18 protein-coding genes are annotated in these 20,294 nt (G+C 72.0%); 11 read left to right on the top strand and 7 right to left on the bottom strand.

Going from position 1 to position 20,294, the window contains the following annotated elements:
• Window positions 1-238: 238 nt before the first annotated feature.
• The 3 genes from ACIRVK_RS25640 to ACIRVK_RS25630 form a co-directional block, all read right to left on the bottom strand.
• Window positions 239-889: a DUF4360 domain-containing protein gene (locus ACIRVK_RS25640; protein ID WP_404250852.1), complete on the bottom strand. Its 651-nt coding sequence runs from the start codon at window positions 887-889 to the stop codon at window positions 239-241.
• Window positions 890-1,062: 173 nt separating this feature from the next.
• A complete protein-coding gene (locus ACIRVK_RS25635; RefSeq protein ID WP_404250850.1) occupies window positions 1,063-1,521 on the bottom strand; it encodes an RrF2 family transcriptional regulator in 459 nt (152 codons plus the stop codon).
• A 61-nt stretch (window positions 1,522-1,582) separates the two neighbouring features.
• Window positions 1,583-3,097 carry an alpha-N-arabinofuranosidase gene (locus ACIRVK_RS25630; protein ID WP_404250848.1) on the bottom strand — a complete coding sequence of 505 codons (1,515 nt, stop codon included), beginning with the start codon at window positions 3,095-3,097 and terminating at the stop codon, window positions 1,583-1,585.
• 218 nt (window positions 3,098-3,315) lie between these two features.
• Between ACIRVK_RS25630 and ACIRVK_RS25625 the strand changes: the two genes are divergently transcribed.
• The 4 genes from ACIRVK_RS25625 to ACIRVK_RS25610 all read left to right on the top strand — a co-directional run bounded on the left by ACIRVK_RS25625 (window position 3,316) and on the right by ACIRVK_RS25610 (window position 6,143).
• Window positions 3,316-3,909 carry a toxin-antitoxin system, toxin component family protein gene (locus ACIRVK_RS25625; protein WP_404250846.1) on the top strand — a complete coding sequence of 198 codons (594 nt, stop codon included), beginning with the start codon at window positions 3,316-3,318 and terminating at the stop codon, window positions 3,907-3,909.
• Window positions 3,906-5,150 (top strand): DUF6545 domain-containing protein, encoded by a 1,245-nt coding sequence (locus tag ACIRVK_RS25620; RefSeq protein ID WP_404250844.1) that lies wholly within the window; start codon window positions 3,906-3,908, stop codon window positions 5,148-5,150. The genes ACIRVK_RS25625 and ACIRVK_RS25620 overlap by 4 nt, the downstream gene beginning before the upstream one ends.
• Before the next feature lie 70 nt (window positions 5,151-5,220).
• Window positions 5,221-5,442, top strand: a complete 222-nt coding sequence (locus ACIRVK_RS25615) for a helix-turn-helix domain-containing protein (protein ID WP_404250842.1) — start codon at window positions 5,221-5,223, stop codon at window positions 5,440-5,442.
• On the top strand, window positions 5,439-6,143 hold the full coding sequence (locus ACIRVK_RS25610; RefSeq protein ID WP_404250840.1) for a Clp protease N-terminal domain-containing protein: 705 nt from the start codon (window positions 5,439-5,441) through the stop codon (window positions 6,141-6,143). Before ACIRVK_RS25615 ends, ACIRVK_RS25610 begins: the two co-directional genes overlap by 4 nt.
• Window positions 6,144-6,166: 23 nt before the next feature.
• Here ACIRVK_RS25610 and ACIRVK_RS25605 read toward each other — a convergent pair whose 3' ends face one another.
• Both ACIRVK_RS25605 and ACIRVK_RS25600 read right to left on the bottom strand, forming a co-directional pair.
• On the bottom strand, window positions 6,167-7,018 hold the full coding sequence (locus ACIRVK_RS25605; RefSeq protein ID WP_404250838.1) for an SMP-30/gluconolactonase/LRE family protein: 852 nt from the start codon (window positions 7,016-7,018) through the stop codon (window positions 6,167-6,169).
• Entirely contained in the window at window positions 7,015-7,788 is a 774-nt protein-coding gene (locus tag ACIRVK_RS25600) for an IclR family transcriptional regulator (RefSeq protein ID WP_404250836.1), read from the bottom strand. The genes ACIRVK_RS25605 and ACIRVK_RS25600 overlap by 4 nt, the downstream gene beginning before the upstream one ends.
• Window positions 7,789-7,953: 165 nt before the next feature.
• Between ACIRVK_RS25600 and ACIRVK_RS25595 the strand changes: the two genes are divergently transcribed.
• Window positions 7,954-8,988, top strand: a complete 1,035-nt coding sequence (locus ACIRVK_RS25595; RefSeq protein WP_404250834.1) for an NAD-dependent epimerase/dehydratase family protein — start codon at window positions 7,954-7,956, stop codon at window positions 8,986-8,988.
• Here the strand turns inward: ACIRVK_RS25595 and ACIRVK_RS25590 are convergent, their stop codons facing one another.
• Both ACIRVK_RS25590 and ACIRVK_RS25585 read right to left on the bottom strand, forming a co-directional pair.
• Window positions 8,989-10,230 (bottom strand): helix-turn-helix domain-containing protein, encoded by a 1,242-nt coding sequence (locus ACIRVK_RS25590; RefSeq protein WP_404250832.1) that lies wholly within the window; start codon window positions 10,228-10,230, stop codon window positions 8,989-8,991.
• A gap of 3 nt (window positions 10,231-10,233) precedes the next feature.
• Window positions 10,234-10,386, bottom strand: a complete 153-nt coding sequence (locus ACIRVK_RS25585) for a hypothetical protein (protein ID WP_404250830.1) — start codon at window positions 10,384-10,386, stop codon at window positions 10,234-10,236.
• Between the two features lie 163 nt (window positions 10,387-10,549).
• Here ACIRVK_RS25585 and ACIRVK_RS25580 point away from each other — a divergent pair, with 163 nt between their 5' ends.
• The 6 genes from ACIRVK_RS25580 to ACIRVK_RS25555 all read left to right on the top strand — a co-directional run bounded on the left by ACIRVK_RS25580 (window position 10,550) and on the right by ACIRVK_RS25555 (window position 20,291).
• Entirely contained in the window at window positions 10,550-11,527 is a 978-nt protein-coding gene (locus ACIRVK_RS25580; protein ID WP_404250828.1) for a DUF3068 domain-containing protein, read from the top strand.
• Between the two features lie 194 nt (window positions 11,528-11,721).
• Window positions 11,722-12,870 (top strand): glycosyltransferase family 4 protein, encoded by a 1,149-nt coding sequence (locus ACIRVK_RS25575; RefSeq protein WP_404250826.1) that lies wholly within the window; start codon window positions 11,722-11,724, stop codon window positions 12,868-12,870.
• A gap of 113 nt (window positions 12,871-12,983) precedes the next feature.
• Entirely contained in the window at window positions 12,984-13,709 is a 726-nt protein-coding gene (locus ACIRVK_RS25570; RefSeq protein ID WP_404250916.1) for a class I SAM-dependent methyltransferase, read from the top strand.
• Window positions 13,706-18,163, top strand: a complete 4,458-nt coding sequence (locus ACIRVK_RS25565) for an alpha-(1->3)-arabinofuranosyltransferase (RefSeq protein ID WP_404250824.1) — start codon at window positions 13,706-13,708, stop codon at window positions 18,161-18,163. The genes ACIRVK_RS25570 and ACIRVK_RS25565 overlap by 4 nt, the downstream gene beginning before the upstream one ends.
• Window positions 18,160-19,554, top strand: a complete 1,395-nt coding sequence (locus ACIRVK_RS25560; protein ID WP_404250822.1) for a condensation protein — start codon at window positions 18,160-18,162, stop codon at window positions 19,552-19,554. The genes ACIRVK_RS25565 and ACIRVK_RS25560 overlap by 4 nt, the downstream gene beginning before the upstream one ends.
• Window positions 19,551-20,291 (top strand): class I SAM-dependent methyltransferase, encoded by a 741-nt coding sequence (locus ACIRVK_RS25555; RefSeq protein ID WP_404250820.1) that lies wholly within the window; start codon window positions 19,551-19,553, stop codon window positions 20,289-20,291. Before ACIRVK_RS25560 ends, ACIRVK_RS25555 begins: the two co-directional genes overlap by 4 nt.
• The last annotated feature ends 3 nt before the right edge of the window (window positions 20,292-20,294 follow it).

Raw genomic sequence — 20,294 nt, 5'->3', positions numbered from 1 at the left:
TGCCCACGCGCGAAGGGCGAAACGCGCGGGCTCCTCACCAGGCACAACCCTTCTGTTCGATCCTCACGCTCTTGCGCGCAGTCACCGATTCTCTTGGGGGGACCACCATGAGACGCAGCACCTTCTTGGCGGCAGCCACGGCCACCGCGCTGTCCGCCTCCCTGTTCACGGGCCTGCTGTCCTGACCGGACGGAGTCGGCCCGGCATCATGCGGGCCGCCCCCGTCCGGGTAACCGGGTCAGGACGTCGGGCACTGCTTCCACGCCATGTGGTAGATCGTGCTGATGCTCCCGTCGGTCGAGTCCATCGTCATGAAGCTGACCTTGTCGGGGTTCGTCGTCCCCGCGTTGACTCTCAGCTCGGTGTTGATGTTGAAGTTGCGCTCGACTCCGCAGGGCGCCCAGACCAGTTGGGCCCAGTCGGTGGAGTCGGTGGCCTGCCAGTCGTCGTTGTAGGTGCCGCTGAAGGGGTGGGTCTTGGGCACCGTGTTCGGGGAGCCCTGGAAGTAGTACGAGGCCTTCTGGGTCGCCGACGCCCCCGGCTGGAGCGAGAGGAAGCCCCGGTAGTCGGCGCTGGCGATCGCGTAGGTGAAGCCCTGCGGGACGTGGACGATCAGGTTGAGCTGGCAGTTCTTGCGGAAGGCCGTGGGGTCGGAGTTGCCGCCCGCCTGGGCGAGGTACTGGCTGTAGGTGACCGTGAAGGCCGTGTTGTCCGGGGAGACGGCGACGGCCGCCGTGCCCTGGGGACAGCCGGAGCCGTTCACCGTCGCCACGTCGATGACGATCTTGTCCGGGGGCGGGTTGTCGAACACGGGGGACGTGGTGTGCGCGGGCAGTGCGGTGGTGAGGAGGGCGGCTACGGCGCCGCCCAGCAGGAGTCCACCAGGCATGGTCTCTCCGGTTCTGTGAGTGGGGGGTGGCACGCCCCCGAACCTTGGGAGAAACCGTGGGGTTTCTGTGAAGGCGGGAGGCGATCCGCATCGTAGGGACGCCCACATGACATGGACAGGACTAACTCCGGCCATTCACAGGAGGGGATTTCACAGGGCAGGGCAGAGGGGCCTTACGGGTTCTCCCAGGCCGCCGGTTCCGCCGCCAGTTCCCGCACCGGCTCCGGCAGGGCGTCCGCCGCGATGTCGGCGATGGTGACGCCCTCCAGGATGCGGCGGACGTTGGCCCGCAGGGCGATCCAGAGGGGAAGGAGCGGCTGGGCGGTGCCGGTGTACTCCAGGCCCGTGGGGCGCTCGCCGCGCACCGACACGATCGGGCCGTCCACCGCCCGGATCACGTCCGCCACCGTGATCTTCGCAGCCTCCCGGGCCAGCCGGTAGCCGCCGCCTCCGCCGCGCCGGCTGTCGACGATGCCGCCGCGCCGCAGATCACCGAGGATCCCCTCCAGGAACTTGTGCGGGATGTCCTGCGCCGCGGCGACGGTCTCCGCCTTCACCGAACCGTCGGCCTGGCGCACGGCCAGCTCCAGCACCGCCCGTACCGCGTAATCCGCCCGCGCCGAGATCCTCATGGGACCATTCTGCCGGTCCGCCCGCCCCGGCCCGCGCGGGTTTGCGGGTCGGGCAGGAGCCTCAGGCCAGGCGGATCACGTTCCAGGACAGCGGTTCCAGGACGGCGGCCAGGGTGCCGTCCTCCAGCTTGGTGCCCTCGACGCCGTGGGGGGTGACCCGTTCGGGCTCGGCGAGGGTGTTGCGGGCGTCCGGGTCGGCGTCGGCGAGGGCGCTGTGCTCGACGACGGTCGTCAGGTCGAGGCCGTTCAGGGCGGCCTCGAGGGGCAGTGCCTCGGTCCGGCTGCGGTTGACGGCGAAGACGGTGACGGTGCCGTCCTCGGCGCGGACCGCCGTGGCGTGCAGCAGGTCGGCCTCGCCGTACTTCTTCGTCTCGTACGTCGGCGAGTCCACCCGTACGTCGAGGACCTCGCCGCGGCCGTACCGGGAGGCCTGGGCGAAGGGGAAGAAGGTCGTCTGCCGCCAGGCCGGGCCGCCGGGCTCGGTCATGATGGGGGCGATGACGTTGACCAGCTGGGCGAGGCAGGCGACGGTGACGCGGTCGGCGTGCCGCAGCAGGGCGATGAGGAGCGAGCCGAAGACGACGGCGTCGGTGACGCTGTAGTTGTCCTCCAGCAGGCGGGGGGCCTCGGGCCAGTCGTTCTGCTCGATCGCGCGGGCGTGCTCCTCCCACTCGCGCAGGTACCAGACGTTCCACTCGTCGAAGGAGAGGTTGATCTTCTTCTTCGACTTCAGTTTCGCGCCCACGTGGTCGGCGGTCGCGACCACGTTGTCGATGAAGGACTCCATGTCCACGGCGGAGGCGAGGAAGGAGTCGATGTCGCCGTCCTCGGGCCAGTAGTAGGCGTGCAGGGAGACGTAGTCGACGAGGTCGTACGTCTCCGACAGGACCGTCGCCTCCCACTCGGCGAAGGTGGGCATGGACTGGCTGGAGGAGCCGCAGGCGACGAGTTCGACCTTCGGGTCGATCTGGCGCATCGCGCGGGCCGTCTCGGCGGCGAGGCGGCCGTACTCCTCGGCGGTCTTGTGACCGGTCTGCCAGGGGCCGTCCATCTCGTTGCCCAGGCACCACATCCGGATGCCGAAGGGTTCCTTGTCGCCGTGGGCCGCCCGGAGGTCGGACAGGGCCGTCCCGGCGGGGTGGTTGGCGTACTCCTGGAGCTCCAGGGCCTCGGCGACGCCGCGCGTGCCGAGGTTGACGGCCATCATGGGCTCGGCCTGGGGGCCGACCTTGCGCAGGAAGTCGATGTACTCGGAGAGGCCGAAACGGTTCGTCTCCGTGCAGTGCCAGGCGAGGTCGAGGCGGCGGGGGCGCTCGGCCGCGGGGCCGACGGAGTCCTCCCACTTGTATCCCGACACGAAGTTGCCGCCGGGGTAGCGAATGGCGGTGACGCCGAGTTCGCGGACGAGGTCGAGGACGTCCTGGCGCAGGCCATTGTCGTCTGCCGACGGGTGCTCGGGCTCGTAGATGCCGGTGTAGACGCAGCGGCCCAGGTGTTCCACGAACGAGCCGAAGACACGGGGGTTGACCGGGCCGACGGTGAAGGCGGGGTCGAGGGTGAAGCGGGCGGTGTGCATGTTCGCCTTTCCAAGGGGTGGTTCAGCAGTGCATGGACAAAGCCCCGCGCCCCTGAGAGGCCTCCGGCCGGCCGTCGCCCATTGCCTGCGTTCGACATATCGGCTTTCGCTCGTGACGTCGAACGAGACGGTAGATAGGAAGCGCTTGCCGGTCAATGCTATGCCCAGGACTTGAGCGACGGCGTAGTCTCGGAGAGCCTGCTGCGTGAGGGGGAGCCATGGACATCGCGGGCGCGCGGAGGAAGGCGGCCCGGATCGCGGCCGGGTTGCGGCGCTCGCGGCGGGTTTCCGGGATGCGGGAGCTGACCGAGGCGCTGGGTGCGGCCGTGCGGGCCAGACCGCGGCCGCCGGCCGACGCGGGCGAGCTGTGCCGGGCGTTGTGCGAGGAGATGAGCGTACGGCGCGGCGGGCGGCCTCTGGAGCTGCGTTTCGAGCGGTTCCCCGACGAGCTCGAAGTCACCGGGCTGTGGGTCGAGTTCCAGGACTTCGACCTGGTGATCGTCGAGGAGCGGGCCGAGGCGGTGCAGCAACTGGTCATCCTCGGGCACGAGTTGTGGCATCTGCACGCCGGGCACAGCCATCACCATGTGGCGGGGGCGGCGTTGGCCGGACGGCCCGACTGGGCCGACATGGCGCTGTCGGTGGCCGCGCGTGACGGCTCCCGGGCGGCCGACGAGGCGGAGGCGGACGACTTCGGGCACCGGCTCGCCGCCCTGTTCCGGCCCCTGCTGTCGACGCCCGCGACCGACGCTCCGCTCGGGCCCGTCCACCGGTCCCTGGGCTACCGCGGGCGCGGGGGAACGGCGCGGTGACCGGCGTCCCGCTGCAACTCGCCTTCTCCCCAGCCGGTTTCGTCAACGAGTTCTACCCGTCCTTCTGGTGGATCCCCGCCGCCGTCCTGACCGCCGCGCTCGCGATCAAGCTGCCGACGATCGTCCGCCTGTGGAGCGACCCGCTGCTGCGCGCGGTGGGCGGGGTGCTGCTGCTGGCCTGCGCGGTGTTCGTGTTCGTGGCGCCGTCGACGATCGCCCGGGTCAACCGGATCACCGGCGTGCCGAACATCTCGGGGCCGTGGGTGTACTCGCTGCTGACCGCGTTCTGCGGCTCCTGTCTGCTGCTGATCATCGCCTGGCGCAACGGACTTGCCGACCGTTCGGCGGCGACCGTGCGGGCGGTGCGCTGGGTGATCGCGGGCACCTGCGCGGTGATCCTCGCGTTGTGGGTGCTGTTCGCGCTGGCGGACGCTCCGGTGGAACGGCTGCGGGACCTCGACACGTACTACGCCGACACGCCGTACATGCGCGAGATGATCCTGCTGTACCTCTCCGCGCAGGCCGTGGCCACCGTGATCACCTCGGCGCTGATCTGGAACTGGGTGCGCACCGACGGGCTGGACGCGTGGCTGCGCTGGGGGCTGAAGTTCCTCGGCGTCGGGTACGCGGCCCAACTTTCCTTCTACGCGGTCAAGTTGCCCGCCGTCGTCGCCCGTCTGACCGGCAACGACCTGGACTGGCTGAGCACGGGCGTGGCCCCGCCGCTCGCGTGTCTGTCCGCGCTGCTGATCGCGGTCGGCTTCATCCTGCCGCACGCGGGGCAGTACCTGCACGACCGCTGGCGCGTCCGCGTGGCCCACCACCGTCTGCGGCCGCTGTACCTGCTGACCCGCACGGTCCACGGAGGCGGCGTCGGCTTCGTGCTGCGCGCGACGCCGGAACTGCGGCTGATCCGGCGCGAGACGTTCATCCGCGACGTCCTGCTCCCCCTCGCCCGGCACATCGACGAGGACACCCGCCGGTGCTTCCACGAGGCCGCCCTCGCCCTCGGCCATGCCCCGGACCAGGCCAGGGCCCTCGCCTCCGCGCTGGCCATCCAGGACGCGATCCAGGCCCGGCGCGGGTCGACGGCGGCCGACACCGGCCACGACCCCGGCACCGTCCCCGACACCACGGACCTGCTCCGCGAGATCGAGCCGGTGTCCCGTGCGCTGCGCAGGCCGGACGAACTCCGGGCGGTACGGGCGGGGGTGACGGAGCGGGAGGCGGCGCGGAGCTGAGTCTCGGGGTCCGCCGCGCGTCGTCAGCATATGTTGACGCCACCCCGGTCGTCAGCATATGCTGACGGGCATGCAGAACACACTCGAAATCGCCGAGGGCGCCGCCAGCAACGACCCGGACGTGGGACTGCGCGCGGTGGCCGCCCTGCGAGAACTCAGCGAACGGCTGGAACTCCTCCAGGTCGACAACGCACGGAAACTGGGCTGGTCCTGGCAGGACATCGCCCAGCGGCTCGGCGTGAGCAAGCAGACCGTGCACCGCAAGTACGGCCCGCTGATCGGGAGGCGATGATGTTCGAACACTTCACTCCCGACGCCCGTACCGTCGTGGCGCACGCCCAGGACCACGCCCGCCGGCTCGGGCACCACCACATCGGCGGCGAACACCTCCTGCTCGCCCTCGTCCTGACCGAACAGCCGGCAAGCTCCGTCCTGCGCGAGCACGGACTCACGCCGCAGCGCGTCGAGGAGGAGATCGTCCGCCAGGTCGGCCTCGGTGCGGGGTCCCTCCTGTTCGGCACCCTCAACCGCGACGCGCTGGCCTCGATCGGGATCGATCTCGACACCGTACGGGCCAGGATCGAGGAATCCTTCGGACCGGAAGCCCTCGCCCGCGCCGGCCGGGCCGTCCACCGGCCACCCCGCCCCTCCCGGCTCAACCCCAAGCGCGCGGTGCCCCCGCGCCACTGGCGCAGCCGGCGCCGCGCCCGGCGCACCGTCCTCACGGCGCGCACCCCCGCCCCGGCCGGCCTCTACCAGACCGACGGCGCCCGCCCCACCGGCCACATCCCCTTCACCCCGGACGCCAAGGAGAGCCTGTCCAACGCCGTCCACGAGGCACAGGGCCGGCACGAGCCGATCGGCCCCCAGCACCTCGCCCTCGGCCTCATCGCGATGAAGAGCGGGCGGGCCCCCTTCGTCCTGGCAGCGCTCGGCGCGTCGGCCCCGGCGCTGCGCGCCGCCATCGTCGACCGCTACCGCCGGGCGAGCTGAACCCGAACCCGCCCGGCGGGGGCTCAGCCCGCGAAGGCCGGCTGGGGCAGGCCCTTGCCCGCGCCCGGTACGACCAGTAGCGAGCCGGAGAGCGGGATCGGGGCGTCCAGGCCCGTGCGGGCCGTGGTGATGTACAGGTCGGTCAGGTCGGGGCCGCCGAAGGCGCACGCGGTGGGGCGGCGGGTCGGCAGCTCGATCACCTGGTCCAGGTCGCCGGCGGGGGTGTAGCGCCGTACCGCGCCGCCGTCCCACAGGGCGACCCACACGCAGCCGTCGGCGTCGACCGTCAGCCCGTCCGGGAAGCCGGCGCCGTCCTCGATCTCGGCGAGCGGGCGCCGGTCGCCGACGCGGCCCTCACCGTCGTACGTGAAGACGTCGACGCGGCGGGTCGGCGAGTCGACGTAGTACAGGAGCCGTCCGTCGGGGCTCCAGCCGGTGCCGTTGCTGACGGCCACGTCGTCGAGGACGGTCTGCAGGGCTCCGTCCCCGGTGAACCGGGACAGGGTGCCGCCGCCCGGTGCCTCGTCGTAGCGCATGGTGCCGGCCCACAGGGAGCCGTCGGGTGCGACGGCGGCGTCGTTGCCGCGGCGGCCCGGGACGGGCTCGTGGTGCAGCCAGCGGAAGGCGCCGTCCGGGTCGACCAGCCCGACCCCGTCCCGCAGGTTCAGCACCAGCCCGCCGCCGGCGCGCGGCTTGGCGGCGCCGACGTGCTGCTCGGTGACGCGGACGGTCCGCCGCCCCGAACCGGGCTCGTAGGTGTGCACACGGCTGCCGAGGATGTCGACCCAGATGAGCCGCCCGCCCTCGGCGTCCCAGGTGGGGCCCTCCCCCAGCTCGGCCTGCGCCCGGACGGCGACCTCGTACCGGCCGGTCATACGACGCTCCGGTGGCCGAGGCGCTCCGACAGTTCCGCGGCGCCCTTGGCGGCCAGCTGCTCCAGCTCGGCGCGGCGCTCCTCGCTCCAGCGGATCATGGGGATGGAGATCGACAGCGCGGCGACGACCTGCCCCGTACGGTCCCGCACCGGGGCCGCCACGCAGCTCACGTCCGGGTTGGACTCCCGGTTCTCGACGGCGATCCCGCGCTGCCGGATCTGGGCCAGGGCCTCGCGCAGCGCGGCCGGCTCGGTGATGCTGTTGGGTGTCATCGCGACGAGCCCGGCGTCGTCCGGGATGCGCGCGGAGAGTTCCTGCTCCGGGAGGGAGGCCAGCAGCATCTTCCCGACGGACGTGCAGTGGGCGGGCAGCCGGCGGCCGGCGGCGGACACCATGCGCACCGCGTGCGTGGAGTCGACCTTGGCGATGTAGATGACGTCGGTGCCCTCGAGGATCGCCACGTGCACGGTCTCGTCGCAGGTCTCGGCGACAGACCGGGCGACCTGCTGGCCCTCGGCGGCGAGGTCCAGCTGCTCGGCGTAGCGGCTGCCGAGCTGGTACGGCCGTACGCCGAGCCGGTAGCGTCCGGGCTGCCCCGGCACCTGGACGATGTACGACCGGGCGGCGAGGGTGGTGACCAGCTCGTGCACGGTGGTGCGCGGCAGCTGCAGCTTGCGCACGATGTCGGGGGCGGAGAGCGTCCCGTCTCCGTCGAGGAAGAGCTCGAGAATGTCGAGAGCCCGGGTCACGGCAGGTACGAGGCGTCCCACAACCGGCCCCCTCCCTTGATTATCTGGGCGTCTGTGTTCGATATTTCAACAGACGATCGGCATGACGAACACAGGCTAGTCATACAGCGTTTGCCCGGGCAATGGTTCTGCGCGGAACGCCTGGTTCAGGGTGCCCCGAAGTGACCGAACAGGGACGGAGTGCGCATGGATGTGCTGGTGACCGGAGGCAGCGGGTTCGTCGGGAGTCATCTGGTGCGGCGGCTGCTGGAGCGCGGGTACCGCGTGCGGACCACCGTGCGCAGCGTCGGGAGTACGGCGAAGGTGGCGCCGCTGCGGGCCCTGCAGGACGGTCGTCCCGGTCGGCTGGAGCTCTTCGAGGCCGATCTGCTGGCCGAGGGGTCCTTCGACGAGGCCATGAAGGGGTGCGAGGTCGTCTTCCATGTGGCCTCGCCCTTCTTCATGCCGGAGAAGATCAAGGACGGGCAGCGGGACATGGTCGACCCTGCGGTGACGGGGACGCGGAACGTCCTCGCGAGTGTCGAGCGGACGCCGAGCGTGCGGCGGGTGGTGTTCACCTCCACCGTCGGGGCGATCTTCGGTGACTACGCCGATGTGCTGGAGATGGAGGGGCAGGTGTTGAGCGAGGCGTACGTCAACACGACGAGCACCGTACGCAACAATCCGTACCACTACGCCAAGACCGTCGCGGAGCAGGCCGCCTGGGAGGCTGAGAAGGGGCAGGACCGGTGGCGTCTGGTCGCCGTCAATCCGGGGCTGGTGCTCGGCCCCTCGCTCACACCCGCATCCGAGTCCGGCAGCCTCTTCCTCCTGGAAGAGCTCTTCAAGGGGTACTTCTTCTACGGCGCCCCCGACTTCAGCTTCACCACGGCCGACGTGCGGGACGTGGCGGACGCCCACATAGCGGCGGCCGAGAAGCCTGAGGCGCGCGGCCGGTACATCGTCGCCGCCGAGAAGATGACCTCCTTCCACGAGATGGCCCGGATCATCCGGGGGCGGTATCCGAAGGACCTGCGGCTGCCCCGGACCCGCCTGCCCCACTGGCCCGTTCGCGTCCTCGGTCCTGCCTTCGGGCTGACCCAGGACTACATCCACAAGCACCTCGGCATCAGGTTCCGGGTCGACAACAGCCGCGGTGTCAGGGAGTTGGGGATCACCTACCGGCCGATCGAGGAGACCGTGCTGGATCACTACGAGGCATGGCGGGCGCAGAAGCGGTAGCTACCGGCGTCCCGTCTCCCCCAGCACCCCCCTCAACCTCTGGGCCCTCAGCACCAGTTCCAGCTCGAAGCGGCGGTCGGGGTCGTCGATCTCGTCGCCCCACAGTTCGCGGATCTGGCGCAGGCGGTAGCGGACCGTCTGGGGGTGGACGCCGAGGCGGGCCGCCACCTCCGGCGCCCCGCCGCGCGTCTCCAGCCACGCCAGTAACGTCTCCGCCAGCCGGCGGCCGTGCGTGGGACCGCAGTGGGCGAGGGGGGCCAGGCACCGCAGGGCCAGGTCGTCGATGAGTTCCTCGGGCTGCAGGAGCACCAGCGCCTCGGTGTGCTCGGTGCAGTACAGGACGTCCCCGGCGGGCAGCAGGCGCCGTTCCATCAGGCGTACGGCCGCCTCGGCCCAGCGCAGCGACTTCGCCGCGTCGGCGAGCGGGACGGGCGGGCCGATCGCCCCGGACCAGCCGGTCAGGGCCCGGTGCAGGAGGTCGGAGCGGCCGGCCGCGTCGGGCTCGGGGACGACCATTCGGGGCTGCTCGTACTCCATGTCGAGCAGCACCCCCTGGCCGACGGCCGGCGCGACCGCCTCGCGGGCGGGGCGGAGCAGGACGCCGACGGCGACCTTGCGGGGCAGTGGCCAGCCGACCCGCGCCGCGCGTTCGGTGAGCGCGTCGGCCGCCTCGCCCCGGTGGTGCTCGGCGAGCAGCAGTTCCATCAGGCGGCGCTGGAGGCGCAGGCGTTCCCCGGCCTGCCGGGCCGCCGCCTCCGCGTAGCCGCGCACCGACTGGTCGACCAGGCCGTCCAGGTACTCGTAGCCCGCGTCGACGAGTTCGTACATCGCGGGGGGCGGAATCTCGACGCGCTGGCCGATCTCGGCGAAACGGCGCCAGGCGAGACGTACGCCCATGCGGTAGATCGCCTGCAGCGAGTCGAGGCTGCGGCCGTGCAGGCCCTCGCCCCGGCCGAACTCCTGGAAGACGCCCGGCGGGACCGTGGGGCGGCCCTCCGAGGTCTCCAGGTGCTGGACGAAGACCTCGATGGCGCGGCGGATGCCGACCAGCGCCATCGGCTCGCCGGACTCGTCGAGGACGACGGGCAGGTGCGGGTACTCGCGGCGGATCTCCCGCATGATCTCCTCGGCGAGCGCGGGCGCCTCCGCCATGGCGGTGGCGGCGAACCGGCGGACCTGGAGACGGGGGACGTCGTGCCAGGCCGAGCGGGTGGTGGTGGCGGGTGAGCGGGCCGGCCCCACCGGTCAACTCCCTTGCCCGGCTTGCTCGTACGTGATCAGCGGGGTGTTGGGCTGGTGGGGCGTGGCGTCGAGCAGGGCGACGATGCCGAGGGCGGCGCCCACGGCGAGGGCCGCGGCGGCGACGACGGTCAGCGCGGCGGCGAGCAGTCTGGACATCGCAGGGTCAGCCTCTCCGTCCGAAAGGTCGTCCCCACCCCGAAGCCCACCCAGCCTGTCGGCCCAGTCTCGACAACCATTGACACCCCGTCAAGAGGCGCCTACGGTCTGCGGCCCATAGAGCGGCCCGAACTCCGTCATCCCTCTTCCCTGGAGTATCCGGATGCGCCGTACAGCCTCACCCCTCTCTCTGACCCTGCTGGGAATCGGCACGTTTCTGCTGGTCCTTGCGGCGATGCTGGTCTGGTACGTCGAGCCGCGGGCCGCCGTGAACCCGATCGACATCGACACGACCGCCGTGTACCAAGGCACCGGCAGCTACTTCGACCAGGACCAGATCCGGACCGTGCCCGACCAGCGCATCACCGTGACCCAGCAGGTGCGCGGCAACGTCGCGGACAGCGAGAAGAGCGGCGACGCGGTGTGGGACGTGACGACGACCGTCGACACGGACAAGTCGCTGCCCGCCGCCGACCCGCACGACGCACTGGAGTTCTTCTTCAACCGCTGGGTGACCGACCGGAAGACCAACCAGCCCGTCCACTGCTGCAAGGAGAACCCCTACTTCGAGGGCGACGCCTACCTCAAGTTCCCCTTCGACGTGCACAAACGGTCCTACACCTGGTGGGACAACTCGCTCGGCGACACCGTGGTGCTGCACTACGGGGGTACGAAGAAGGTCCAGGGGTACACGGGTTACCGGTTCACCGGAACCGTCGCACCCACGAAGATCGGGACGCGGCTGGTGCCGGGCGCGATCGTCGGCCGGAAGAACACACCGCAGGTCCTGGCCGAGGAGTGGTACTCCAACCACGGTATCGAGCTGGTCGTCGACCAGCGCACCGGCCGGGTGCTCTACGCCCAGGTCGGCCCGCGCCGGACCCTGCGCGCCCCCGGCGCGACGAAGGACGCGGTGGTGCTGCTCGACGCCCGGAAACTCGGGTTCACCACCGGGACGCAGCAGACCCAGGTGAAACTGGCGAAGAAGGAGAGCGGCCAACTGCGCCTGGTGGGCGAGACGTTGCCGATCGGTGCCGCTGTGGCCGGATTCGTACTGGCGGCGGTAGGTGCCGTTTTGGTGGTACGAGGACGGAGGCGCTCCGATTCGCCCGACTCCTCCCAGCCTCAGCTCACGATGTGACATGACGTCAGTTCTAATAAAGCCGGAAATTGTCACCTCCGTGAGTAGCCGTGACGGACGGCTCGGCGAAAACTGTCCAGCCCCACCCGAGCACACCCCGTCCACACCCCCTGCCAAGGAAGAGCTCAGTCCCCCCACGACAAGTCCGGAAAGCGACCACTGAGTTCCGCACCCTGAGACGAGTTGGAGCACGCATGCCCCAGCACGTGCCTTCGTCGCTGCGCGCCACGTCCCCCTGGGCGCCGCAGCACCTCTCGGCGCTCCCCCCACAACCGCGCCGCATCGTTTTCCTCGCCCACCGGGACCTGGACAACCCGGCGGCCGGCGGCTCCGAGCTGCTGGTCGACCGGCTCGCCGAGGGGCTCACCGACCTCGGCCACCAGGTCACGCTGATCTGCGGCGGCCCCGCGTCCTACCGGGACTACCGCGTCGTTTCGGCCGGCGGCGAGTTCGCCCACTTCCTGCGCGCCCGGTCCGCCTTCGCCCGGCAGGTCGGCGAGACCGATCTGCTGGTCGAGGTCTGCAACGGGATGCCCTACCTCGCGCCCTACTGGCATCACGGACCCACCCTGTGCCTGGTCAACCACGTCCACTCCGACCTGTGGGGGATGCGGTTCGGCGGGCCCCTCGCGCCGGCCGCGCGGCTCGGCCGAAGACTGGAGCAGTGGGCGCTGACCGGGGCGCAGCACCGGAGCCTGCTGGTCGCCGTCTCCCCGTCCACGGCGCACGCGCTGCGGGCGATCGGGGTGGAGCGGGACCGGATCCGTGTCGTCCACAACGGCGTGGAGGAACCCGGCCCGCGCACCGACCGTTCGCCCGAGCCGCTGTTCGTGGCGGTGGGCCGGCTGGTCGAGTACAAACGGATCGACCTGCTGCTCAGACTCTGGGAACGGGTGCGGCCGGTCACCGGCGGTCGGCTGGTGATCGTCGGCGACGGGCCCGAGCGGGAACGGCTGGAACAACTCGCCGGTCCCGGTGTGGAGTTCGCCGGCCATGTCTCGGAGGCGGAGAAACACCGGCTGCTGTGCGCGGCCTGGCTGCTGCTGCATCCCTCCGCGGTGGAGGGATGGGGGCTGGTCGTCACGGAGGCGGCGGCGCGTGAGACGCCGACGATCGCGTTCGACGTTCCCGGGCTGCGGGATTCCGTCGTGGACGGGGAGACGGGGGTGCTCGCGCACGGGGAGTCGTCGTTCGCCGCGGCGTGGTGTTCGTTGGCGTTGTCCGGGCACCGGCGTGCGGCGATGGGGAAGGCTGCGCGGGATCGTGCCGCGCGCTTCCGCTGGCATCGGACGGTGAGACAGTTCCGGGCGGTGGCTGCGGAGGCGGTTCGGGGCGGGCCATGACGCCTCATCAGAGGGGGGGTTTGGGTCGCTTGCGGCTGCTGGAGCGTCGTGGCTTGTCGCGCCCACGCGGCGGTAGCCGCATATCAGACACAGCCCCGCGCCCCTACCCGGCGATGCGGGACCCCTCGTTTCGACGGTCCCTTGCCTTGTTTCGGGCCTTTCGGCATGAGCAGGATGATCCAGAAGCGTGTTACCAGCTACTCGCCCGGGACGCGGCCGACCAGGTGGAGGCCTATGACGGGGCCGTCGCCGGGCGGACCGTCGTCGATGTCGGTGGGGGTGGAGGGTACTTCACCGCGGAGTTCCGGCGTCGGGGGGCGCACGCCTACCTGTTCGAACCGGATGTGCGGGAGCTCGGGGAGAAGCCGCCCGAGGGGGCCGTGATCGCCGACGGGTATCTGTTGCCCTTGTCCGACGGGGTCGCCGATGTGACCTTCTCCTCCAACGTGCTGGAGCATGTCGCCGATCCGCAGACGTTCTTGAGCGAGCTTGCGCGCGTGACCCGGCCCGGTGGGCTGATCTACGTGTCGTTCACCAACTGGCTGTCGCCGTGGGGCGGTCACGAGTGGGCGCCGTGGCACTACTTCGGTGCCGAGCGGGCCCGCGCGCGCTACCGGCGCCGTACCGGAAAGCCGGCCAAGCACACCCTCGGCGAGAACCTCTTCGCCGTGCACATCGGCGCCACCCTGCGGCAGGTGCGTGCCCGGGACGACGTCACGGTCGTCTCGGCGCGCTCCCGCTACTGGCCGTTCCTCGCCGAGACCGTCGTGAAGGCGCCCGGCATCAGGGAGCTGGCCACCTGGAACCTCCTCCTCATCCTCCGGCGGTGTCCACCATGACGACGACCACGGTCCAGGCTCCCCCTCCGGCAGCCGTCCCCACCACCGCGGCCACCTCGGGTCCGCCCGAGGGGCCGCGGTCGCGGCGCTGGCTGGCGGGGTTCTGGGCCGTGGTGTTCGTCCTGTTCCTGGTGGTGCACCCGGGGCGGCAGACCTTCGACACGAAGTTGGGGGTGACGGCCGACCCGGGCGCGTTCTTCTCCGATCTGGGCCAGTTGTGGCACGACCAGGGGTCCTTCGGCGGGATCCAGGACCAGTACGCCGGTTATCTGTGGCCGATGCTGCCGTTCTACTGGCTGGCGCACGTGCTGCATCTGCCGGTGTGGCTGGCCGAGCGGCTGTGGCTGTCGGTGATCCTGTCCGTGGCCTTCTGGGGCGCGCTGCGGCTGGCCGAGCGGCTGCGGATCGGGAGCGGCGGGTCGCGGCTGCTCGCGGGGATCGCGTACGCGTTGTGGCCGATGTTCACCATCGTCGTCGGGTCCACGTCCGCTGCCGCGCTGCCCGGCGCCTTCCTGCCGTGGGTGCTGCTGCCGCTGACCGACGAGCGGTACCGCGCGCGGGTCGCGGCTCTGCGCTCGGCGCTCGTCGTGCCGTTCATGGGCGGCGTCAACGGCGCCTCCACGCTGGCCTCGCTGCTGCCCGTCGGGCTGTATCTGCTCTCCCGGCCGCCCGGGCCTCGGCAGCGGAAGCTGATCGCGTGGTGGGTGCCCGGGGTGATCGTGGCGACGGCCTGGTGGTGGATCCCGCTGCTGATGCTGGGGGTGTACGGGGAGAACTTCCTTCCCTATGTGGAGAGTTCGCAGACCACGACCGCCACCATGCCGGCCACGGAGGCGCTGCGCGGGGCCGGCAACTGGGTCGCGTACCTGCACTTCGGGCAGGCGTGGCTGCCTGCCGGGTGGACGGTCGCCGCGTCGGTGATCGTCATCCTCTGCTCGGCGCTCGCCGCCGGACTCGGCCTCGCCGGGCTGGCGAGACGGGACATGCCGGAGCGGCGGTGGCTGGTGCTGACCGTGGTCTCGTGCGTGCTGGTGCTGCTGGCCGGGTACGGCGGCGCGTTCGGCGCGCCCTTCCACGGGGTCGTGCAGGACCTGCTGAACGGGGCTCTGGTCCCCTTCCGCAACATCTACAAGTTCCAGACGGGGCTCGCTCTGGCGCTGGTCCTCGGCCTCGCCCATCTGCTGGGGGTGGCGGTCGAGCCGCGCGGGGCCCGGCCGGTGCGCGGGCGCCGGTTCGCGCCGCTGGTCGCGGCGGTGCTGATCCTGCCGGGGCTGCTGTGGCCGTACCTGAACGGCTCGATCCTCAACCCGGGGTCCTTCCAGGAGCTGCCCCAGTACTGGAAGACGACGGCGAACTGGCTGGCGAAGTACTCGCCCGACTCGCGTGCCCTGGTGGTCCCGGCCACCGCACACGGCATCTACAGCTGGGGCTCCCCCATCGACCAGCCCCTCGACGTCCTCGCCAAGTCCCGCTGGGCGCAACGGGACTACGTGCCCTTCGGCACCCCCGGCAACCGGCGCGCGATGGACGCCGTCGAGAACGCGCTGGCCTCCGGGAGCGACGTCCCGGGTCTCGCGGACTACCTGAGCCGGGCCGGCATCTACTACGTCGTCGTGCGCAACGACCTCGACCCGGACCAGATCGGCTCGGTGCCGACCTCGACCGTGAAGCGGACGCTGGAGCAGTCCGGGTACCAACGGGTCACCGGCTTCGGGCCGGTGATGACGGGTGGTGTGATCGCCCATGACGCGCCGCTCCAGGTGGAGGGGCTGTACCCACGTCAGCGCGCCGTGGAGATCTACGAGCCCACCGGCACGGACGTCCCGCGCCCCGGGCAGGCCCGTCTGCTGCCCGTGTCCGACACGGCCGTCGTCTCCGGCGGACCCGAGGCGCTGCTGCCGCTGGCCACCGAGCTGCGTGGCCGGGCGACCGTGCTGACCGGCGACAACACCCCCGGTCTCGGCACCCCGGCGCTGCAGATCGTCGGTGACGGGCTGCGCCGCGCGGACACCCGGTTCGGGCTGGTCGGCGCCAACACGTCCTACACGTACACGAGTTCCGAGCGGAACGCGCCGGACGCCGTGCAGGACCCTGGGAGGAAACCGCACCAGATCCTGCCGACCAAGGGCCTCGACCACCAGACGGTGGCCCAACTGCGCGGCGCCCGCTCGGTGACGGCCTCCTCCAGCGGGAGCTGGCTGTTCTACCTGCCCCAGTACGACCCCGTGAACGCCTTCGACGGCAGCCCGGACACCGCCTGGACGGAGGGCGCGCCCGGCTCGCCGAACGGGCAGTGGCTGCGGATCGACTTCACGGGCAGCTACGACATGCCGTCGTCGTTCAAGGTGACCCCGCTGCCGCAGGAGAGCGTGCGGTCGGCGGCGACGAAGGTGCGGGTGGAGACGGAGAACGGCACGCGGACCAGTTTCCTGCAGCCCGACGGGCAGACCCAGACCATCAAGGCCCCGGCGGGGGCGACGCGTTGGATGAAGCTGACGATCGTCGAGTCGGTGGCCCGGCGCACGGGTCTGACGGGCGCGGGCTTCTCCGAGATCGCCCTTCCGCACGTGCGGGTGACGCGGCTGCTCCGCCTGCCGACCGACGCCGACAGCGCCAACGCCTCGGCCACGCAGATCTCCCTGCACCGCACGCCCGACCCCACCGGACTGTCCGCGACCGGCACGGAGAACGGGCTGCACCGCCGGTTCACCACGTCGGCCGCGGGGACGTACACGATGCGGGCGAGCGCGGTGCCGGTGACCGGTGCGGAGCTGGACAAGCTGCTCTACCAGGTCGCCCCCGACCAGCCGAACCGGATCGTCGCGACCGCCGACTCCACGGCGGCCCTCGGCGCGGGGCTGTCGGCCCGCAACCTCACCGACGGTGACCTGACCACGGCGTGGATCGCGGGCGACCGGCCCACCATCCACCTCTCCTGGAGCGGCAAGCAGCCCGTCGGGGAGGTCGTGCTGGCGCCCGCGGGAGGCCTGTCGACGCGGGCGACCGAGGTCGACATCAGCTCCCCGGACGGCGCGACGATCGCCGGCGTCGACGAGAACGGCGTGGTCCGCTTCGACCCGATCACCACGGACCACCTCGACATCACGGTCACCAAGACGGCGCCGCTGACCCTGCACAACCCCGTCGCCGACGAGGACCTGCAACTCCCCGTCGGCTTCTCCGAGGCGTACATCCCGGCGCTGGACCAGTACCGCACCCGGCAGCCGAGCCCGAGCCGGCCCTTCTCGCTGCCATGCGGGCAGGGGCCGGACGTGGCGGCGGACGGCAAGCTGTTCCAGACCAGCGCGAAGGGGACCGTACGGGACCTGGTGCAACGCCGACAGGTCGACGTGTCCCTGTGCCAACAAGGCCGCTCCGACGCGGGGTTGGAGCTGACGGCGGGCACGCACCGGCTGGAGGCCGGGGACGCCGGTCCCCTCGCCCTCACGGACGTCACACTCACCCGGGGGACGGTCGAGGCGGCCTCGACCGGCACGGGCCGCCAGTTGACCGTGCGGGACTGGCTGGGCGACCGCCGCGAGGTGAGCATCGGGTCGGGTGCGGCCGGCTACCTCACCACGTACGAGAACTACAACGACGGCTGGAAGGCCACGCTGAACGGCCATGAGCTCAGCGCGGTCCGGCTCGACGGCTGGCAGCAGGGCTGGCGGATCCCGGCCGGTTCCGGCGGCACCGTCAAGCTGTCGTACGAGCCCGCGACGACGTACCAGGGCGGGCTGATCGGCGGTGCGGTGGGACTGGCGGTGCTGGTGGGGCTGGTCGTCTGGCGGCGCCGCGAACCCAACCCCGACGTACCGCAGCCGGTGCCGCCGCTGCCGGGGCTGTGGCTCGGCACGGTGGTCCTGACCGTGGTGGGCATCCTGATCGCCGGCTGGTTCGCCCTCCTCGTCCCGGCGCTGGCACTGCTCGCCCACCGACGGCACGCCCTCCTCGTGCCGATCGCGTTCCTCGCCCTCGCGGGAGCGGGGATCGCGGCGGCGACCGGCGCCGGCGAGCCCCCGGGCGCCGGCCACGGCGCGTTCGGCCACCCGGCCCAACTCCTCGCCCTGATCGGCCTGTTCGCCGGCGTGGTGAGCGTACGGGAGCCCGACGAGGGACCGGGTGCCACGGCGGTCCTGCCGGCGGTGGGAGCCGGCGGCAGGGCCGAACTGGGGGCCGGCACCACACCTGCCTCGGAGGCACCGACCCAGGCAGTGCCCAGGCGACGACGGAGGCTGAGGGGGCCCGCAGGCGCAGAACGGGAGGAGTCTCTGCCCGGCGATGAGGGGGCGGACGGTGGTGGCGCGGGTTCCGAGCCGTTGCCTCCCCGCGCATCCGGGCCGACCGTGTCCGCGCGCGGGCCCGGCGGCGAGTCCGACCCGCCGACCGCGCGGATCGCCTTCCGCAAGCCCGCGCCAGAACCGGAGGACAACAGGGGGAGCGAAGGGACATGACCGCACTGGAGCATTCCGCGCGCGCCGGTGGTCCGGTGCTGCCGTCGGGACGGATACCGTTCCCCGTCGTCGACGAGGTCGCCCGGCACTGCCTCCAGGAGGAGGAGCCGGAGACGGTGCACATCGAGGTGCATCTGCCGGGCCGGCTGGACCGGGAGCGGCTGCGGGCCGCGTTCACCGAGGCGCTGCGCCGGCATCCCCGCATCCTGATGCGCGAGGCCCCGGGGCGCTGGTACCGGCGCCGGTACGAGTGGGAGCTGACGGCGGAGCCGGACGTGGAGGTGGTCGGCTTCCCGGCGGGCGGACGGGACGCGCTGCGGGACGCCCGCACCCGGGCCCTGACGACGGCACCGCCCCTGACCCTGTCACCGCCGATACGCCTGGAGGTGGTCGCGGGACCGGGGCGGGTGGAGGGCAGCGAGGCGACGGACGCGGTGGGCGCCGGGCGCCGGCCCGGCACCACCACGGGCGGGCCTCCCGGCACGGCGCACGGCACCGTCCTGTTCCTCACCATCAACCACACCGCCCTGGACGGCCCCGCCTGCCTCCGGGTGCTCGCCACCGCCGCCGAGATCTACGGCGGCAAGGACAACTCCCCCGCCGCGCCGCCCGTACGCACCCCCACCGCGCCCCAACCCCCCGTCGAGACGCCCTCCAACTGGTCCCGGCCCGCCCGGGTCGCCCCCGGCACCCCCGAGCCCTCGCCGGGCAACGGCATGCTCGTCACCGAGCTGCCGCTGCCCCACCGGCCCAAGGGCTCCCCCTACACCGTGAACGACCAGTTGATGATCGCCACGGCCCTCACCATCACCCACTGGAACAGGGAGCACGGCGCCCAGCCCCGCCCCCTGCGCATCACCATGCCGGTGGACGACCGGCCCCGGGACGCCGGCATGCCGATCGGGAACGGCACCCGGCTCGTCGAAGTGCCCTTCGCCCCCGAGGAGTTGGCGGCGCACGGTCCCACCGACATGCCCGCCCTCCTGCACCGCACGGCAACCCGCACCCGGGCCCTGAAGTCCCTGCCCCGTCCCCAACTCGGCCACGGGGCGGCCCTCCTGACCGCCCCGGTCACCCCGGTCGCCTGGCGCGCCGCCCTCACCCGCGGGCTGCGCAGAGCCGCCGCCCCGTGGACCTCGACCACCCTCCTCAGCAACATCGGCCGCATCCCCTACCCGCTGGACTTCGGCGAGGAGGCCGGCCGCGCGCACGCCGTCTGGTTCTCGGCCCCGGCCCGCATGCCCCGGGGCCTCACCGTCACCACCGCGTCCACCGCGGGACGGCTGCACCTGGCCCTGCGCTGGTCCCGCTCCCTGCTCGGCCACGGCGACGGCGCCCATCTGCGGGACCTGTTCGAGCACTACCTGCACACGACGGAGGTCACCCCATGACGACCACCGCCCCCCACCCCCGCCCGAAGGACCTCCGCGACTTCTACGAGGACCCGTCCGTCCCCGTCGCCTCCGGCGCCCCCCGCAGCCTGCGCCAGGCCCGCATGCTGGCCACCGCCCTGGGCCCGGCCACCACCACCCCGCTCACCGTCCTCGACATCGGCTGCGGCGACGGCACCGCGGCCGCCACCGCGGCCCCGCTGCTGCGCGGCCACCGTGTCGTCGGCGTCGACTGGTCCCAGGACGCCCTCAGCCGCGCCCGCACCCACCTGTCGTCCACGGTCCGCGGCGAACTCGGCGGGGGCGGACTGCCGTTCAGGACCGCAGCCGCCGACGCCGTGCTGTTCAGCGAGGTCATCGAGCACCTCGTGGACCCGGACGCGGCGCTGGAGGAGATCCGGCGCGTGCTGCGTCCGGGAGGCCATCTGATGCTGTCCACGCCGAACCTGGCGGCCTGGTACAACCGCGTCCTGCTGGCGGCGGGCGTGCAGCCGGTGTTCTCCGAGGTGAGCCTGCGCGGGATCCACGGCCGCCCGGGCACGGAGGTCGTCGGCCATCTGCGGCTCTACACCGCCCGTGCGCTCCGGGAGTTCGTCGCCGCGTCCGGCTTCGAGGTCGTACGGCTGGAAGGTGCGCCCTTCCACGGCGTACCGCGTCCGCTGCGTCCGCTCGACCGGCTGGCCTGTTCGAGACCGTCGCTCGCCTCGATCCTGCTCCTGCACGCGCGGAAGACCTAGGGG

It is taken from the genome of Streptomyces sp. NPDC101152, from assembly GCF_044768275.1.
Lineage (GTDB): Bacteria > Actinomycetota > Actinomycetes > Streptomycetales > Streptomycetaceae > Streptomyces.
This window is presented reverse-complemented; position numbering and strand designations above follow the sequence as displayed.

Coding starts and splice junctions, on each gene's coding strand:
- ACIRVK_RS25640 (WP_404250852.1), bottom strand. CDS start 889: ATGCCTGGTGGACTCCTGCTGGGCGGCGCCGTAGCCGCCCTCCTCACC.
- ACIRVK_RS25635 (WP_404250850.1), bottom strand. CDS start 1,521: ATGAGGATCTCGGCGCGGGCGGATTACGCGGTACGGGCGGTGCTGGAG.
- ACIRVK_RS25630 (WP_404250848.1), bottom strand. CDS start 3,097: ATGCACACCGCCCGCTTCACCCTCGACCCCGCCTTCACCGTCGGCCCG.
- ACIRVK_RS25625 (WP_404250846.1), top strand. CDS start 3,316: ATGGACATCGCGGGCGCGCGGAGGAAGGCGGCCCGGATCGCGGCCGGG.
- ACIRVK_RS25615 (WP_404250842.1), top strand. CDS start 5,221: ATGCAGAACACACTCGAAATCGCCGAGGGCGCCGCCAGCAACGACCCG.
- ACIRVK_RS25610 (WP_404250840.1), top strand. CDS start 5,439: ATGATGTTCGAACACTTCACTCCCGACGCCCGTACCGTCGTGGCGCAC.
- ACIRVK_RS25605 (WP_404250838.1), bottom strand. CDS start 7,018: ATGACCGGCCGGTACGAGGTCGCCGTCCGGGCGCAGGCCGAGCTGGGG.
- ACIRVK_RS25595 (WP_404250834.1), top strand. CDS start 7,954: ATGGATGTGCTGGTGACCGGAGGCAGCGGGTTCGTCGGGAGTCATCTG.
- ACIRVK_RS25585 (WP_404250830.1), bottom strand. CDS start 10,386: ATGTCCAGACTGCTCGCCGCCGCGCTGACCGTCGTCGCCGCCGCGGCC.
- ACIRVK_RS25580 (WP_404250828.1), top strand. CDS start 10,550: ATGCGCCGTACAGCCTCACCCCTCTCTCTGACCCTGCTGGGAATCGGC.
- ACIRVK_RS25575 (WP_404250826.1), top strand. CDS start 11,722: ATGCCCCAGCACGTGCCTTCGTCGCTGCGCGCCACGTCCCCCTGGGCG.
- ACIRVK_RS25570 (WP_404250916.1), top strand. CDS start 12,984: ATGCGGGACCCCTCGTTTCGACGGTCCCTTGCCTTGTTTCGGGCCTTT.
- ACIRVK_RS25565 (WP_404250824.1), top strand. CDS start 13,706: ATGACGACGACCACGGTCCAGGCTCCCCCTCCGGCAGCCGTCCCCACC.
- ACIRVK_RS25560 (WP_404250822.1), top strand. CDS start 18,160: ATGACCGCACTGGAGCATTCCGCGCGCGCCGGTGGTCCGGTGCTGCCG.
- ACIRVK_RS25555 (WP_404250820.1), top strand. CDS start 19,551: ATGACGACCACCGCCCCCCACCCCCGCCCGAAGGACCTCCGCGACTTC.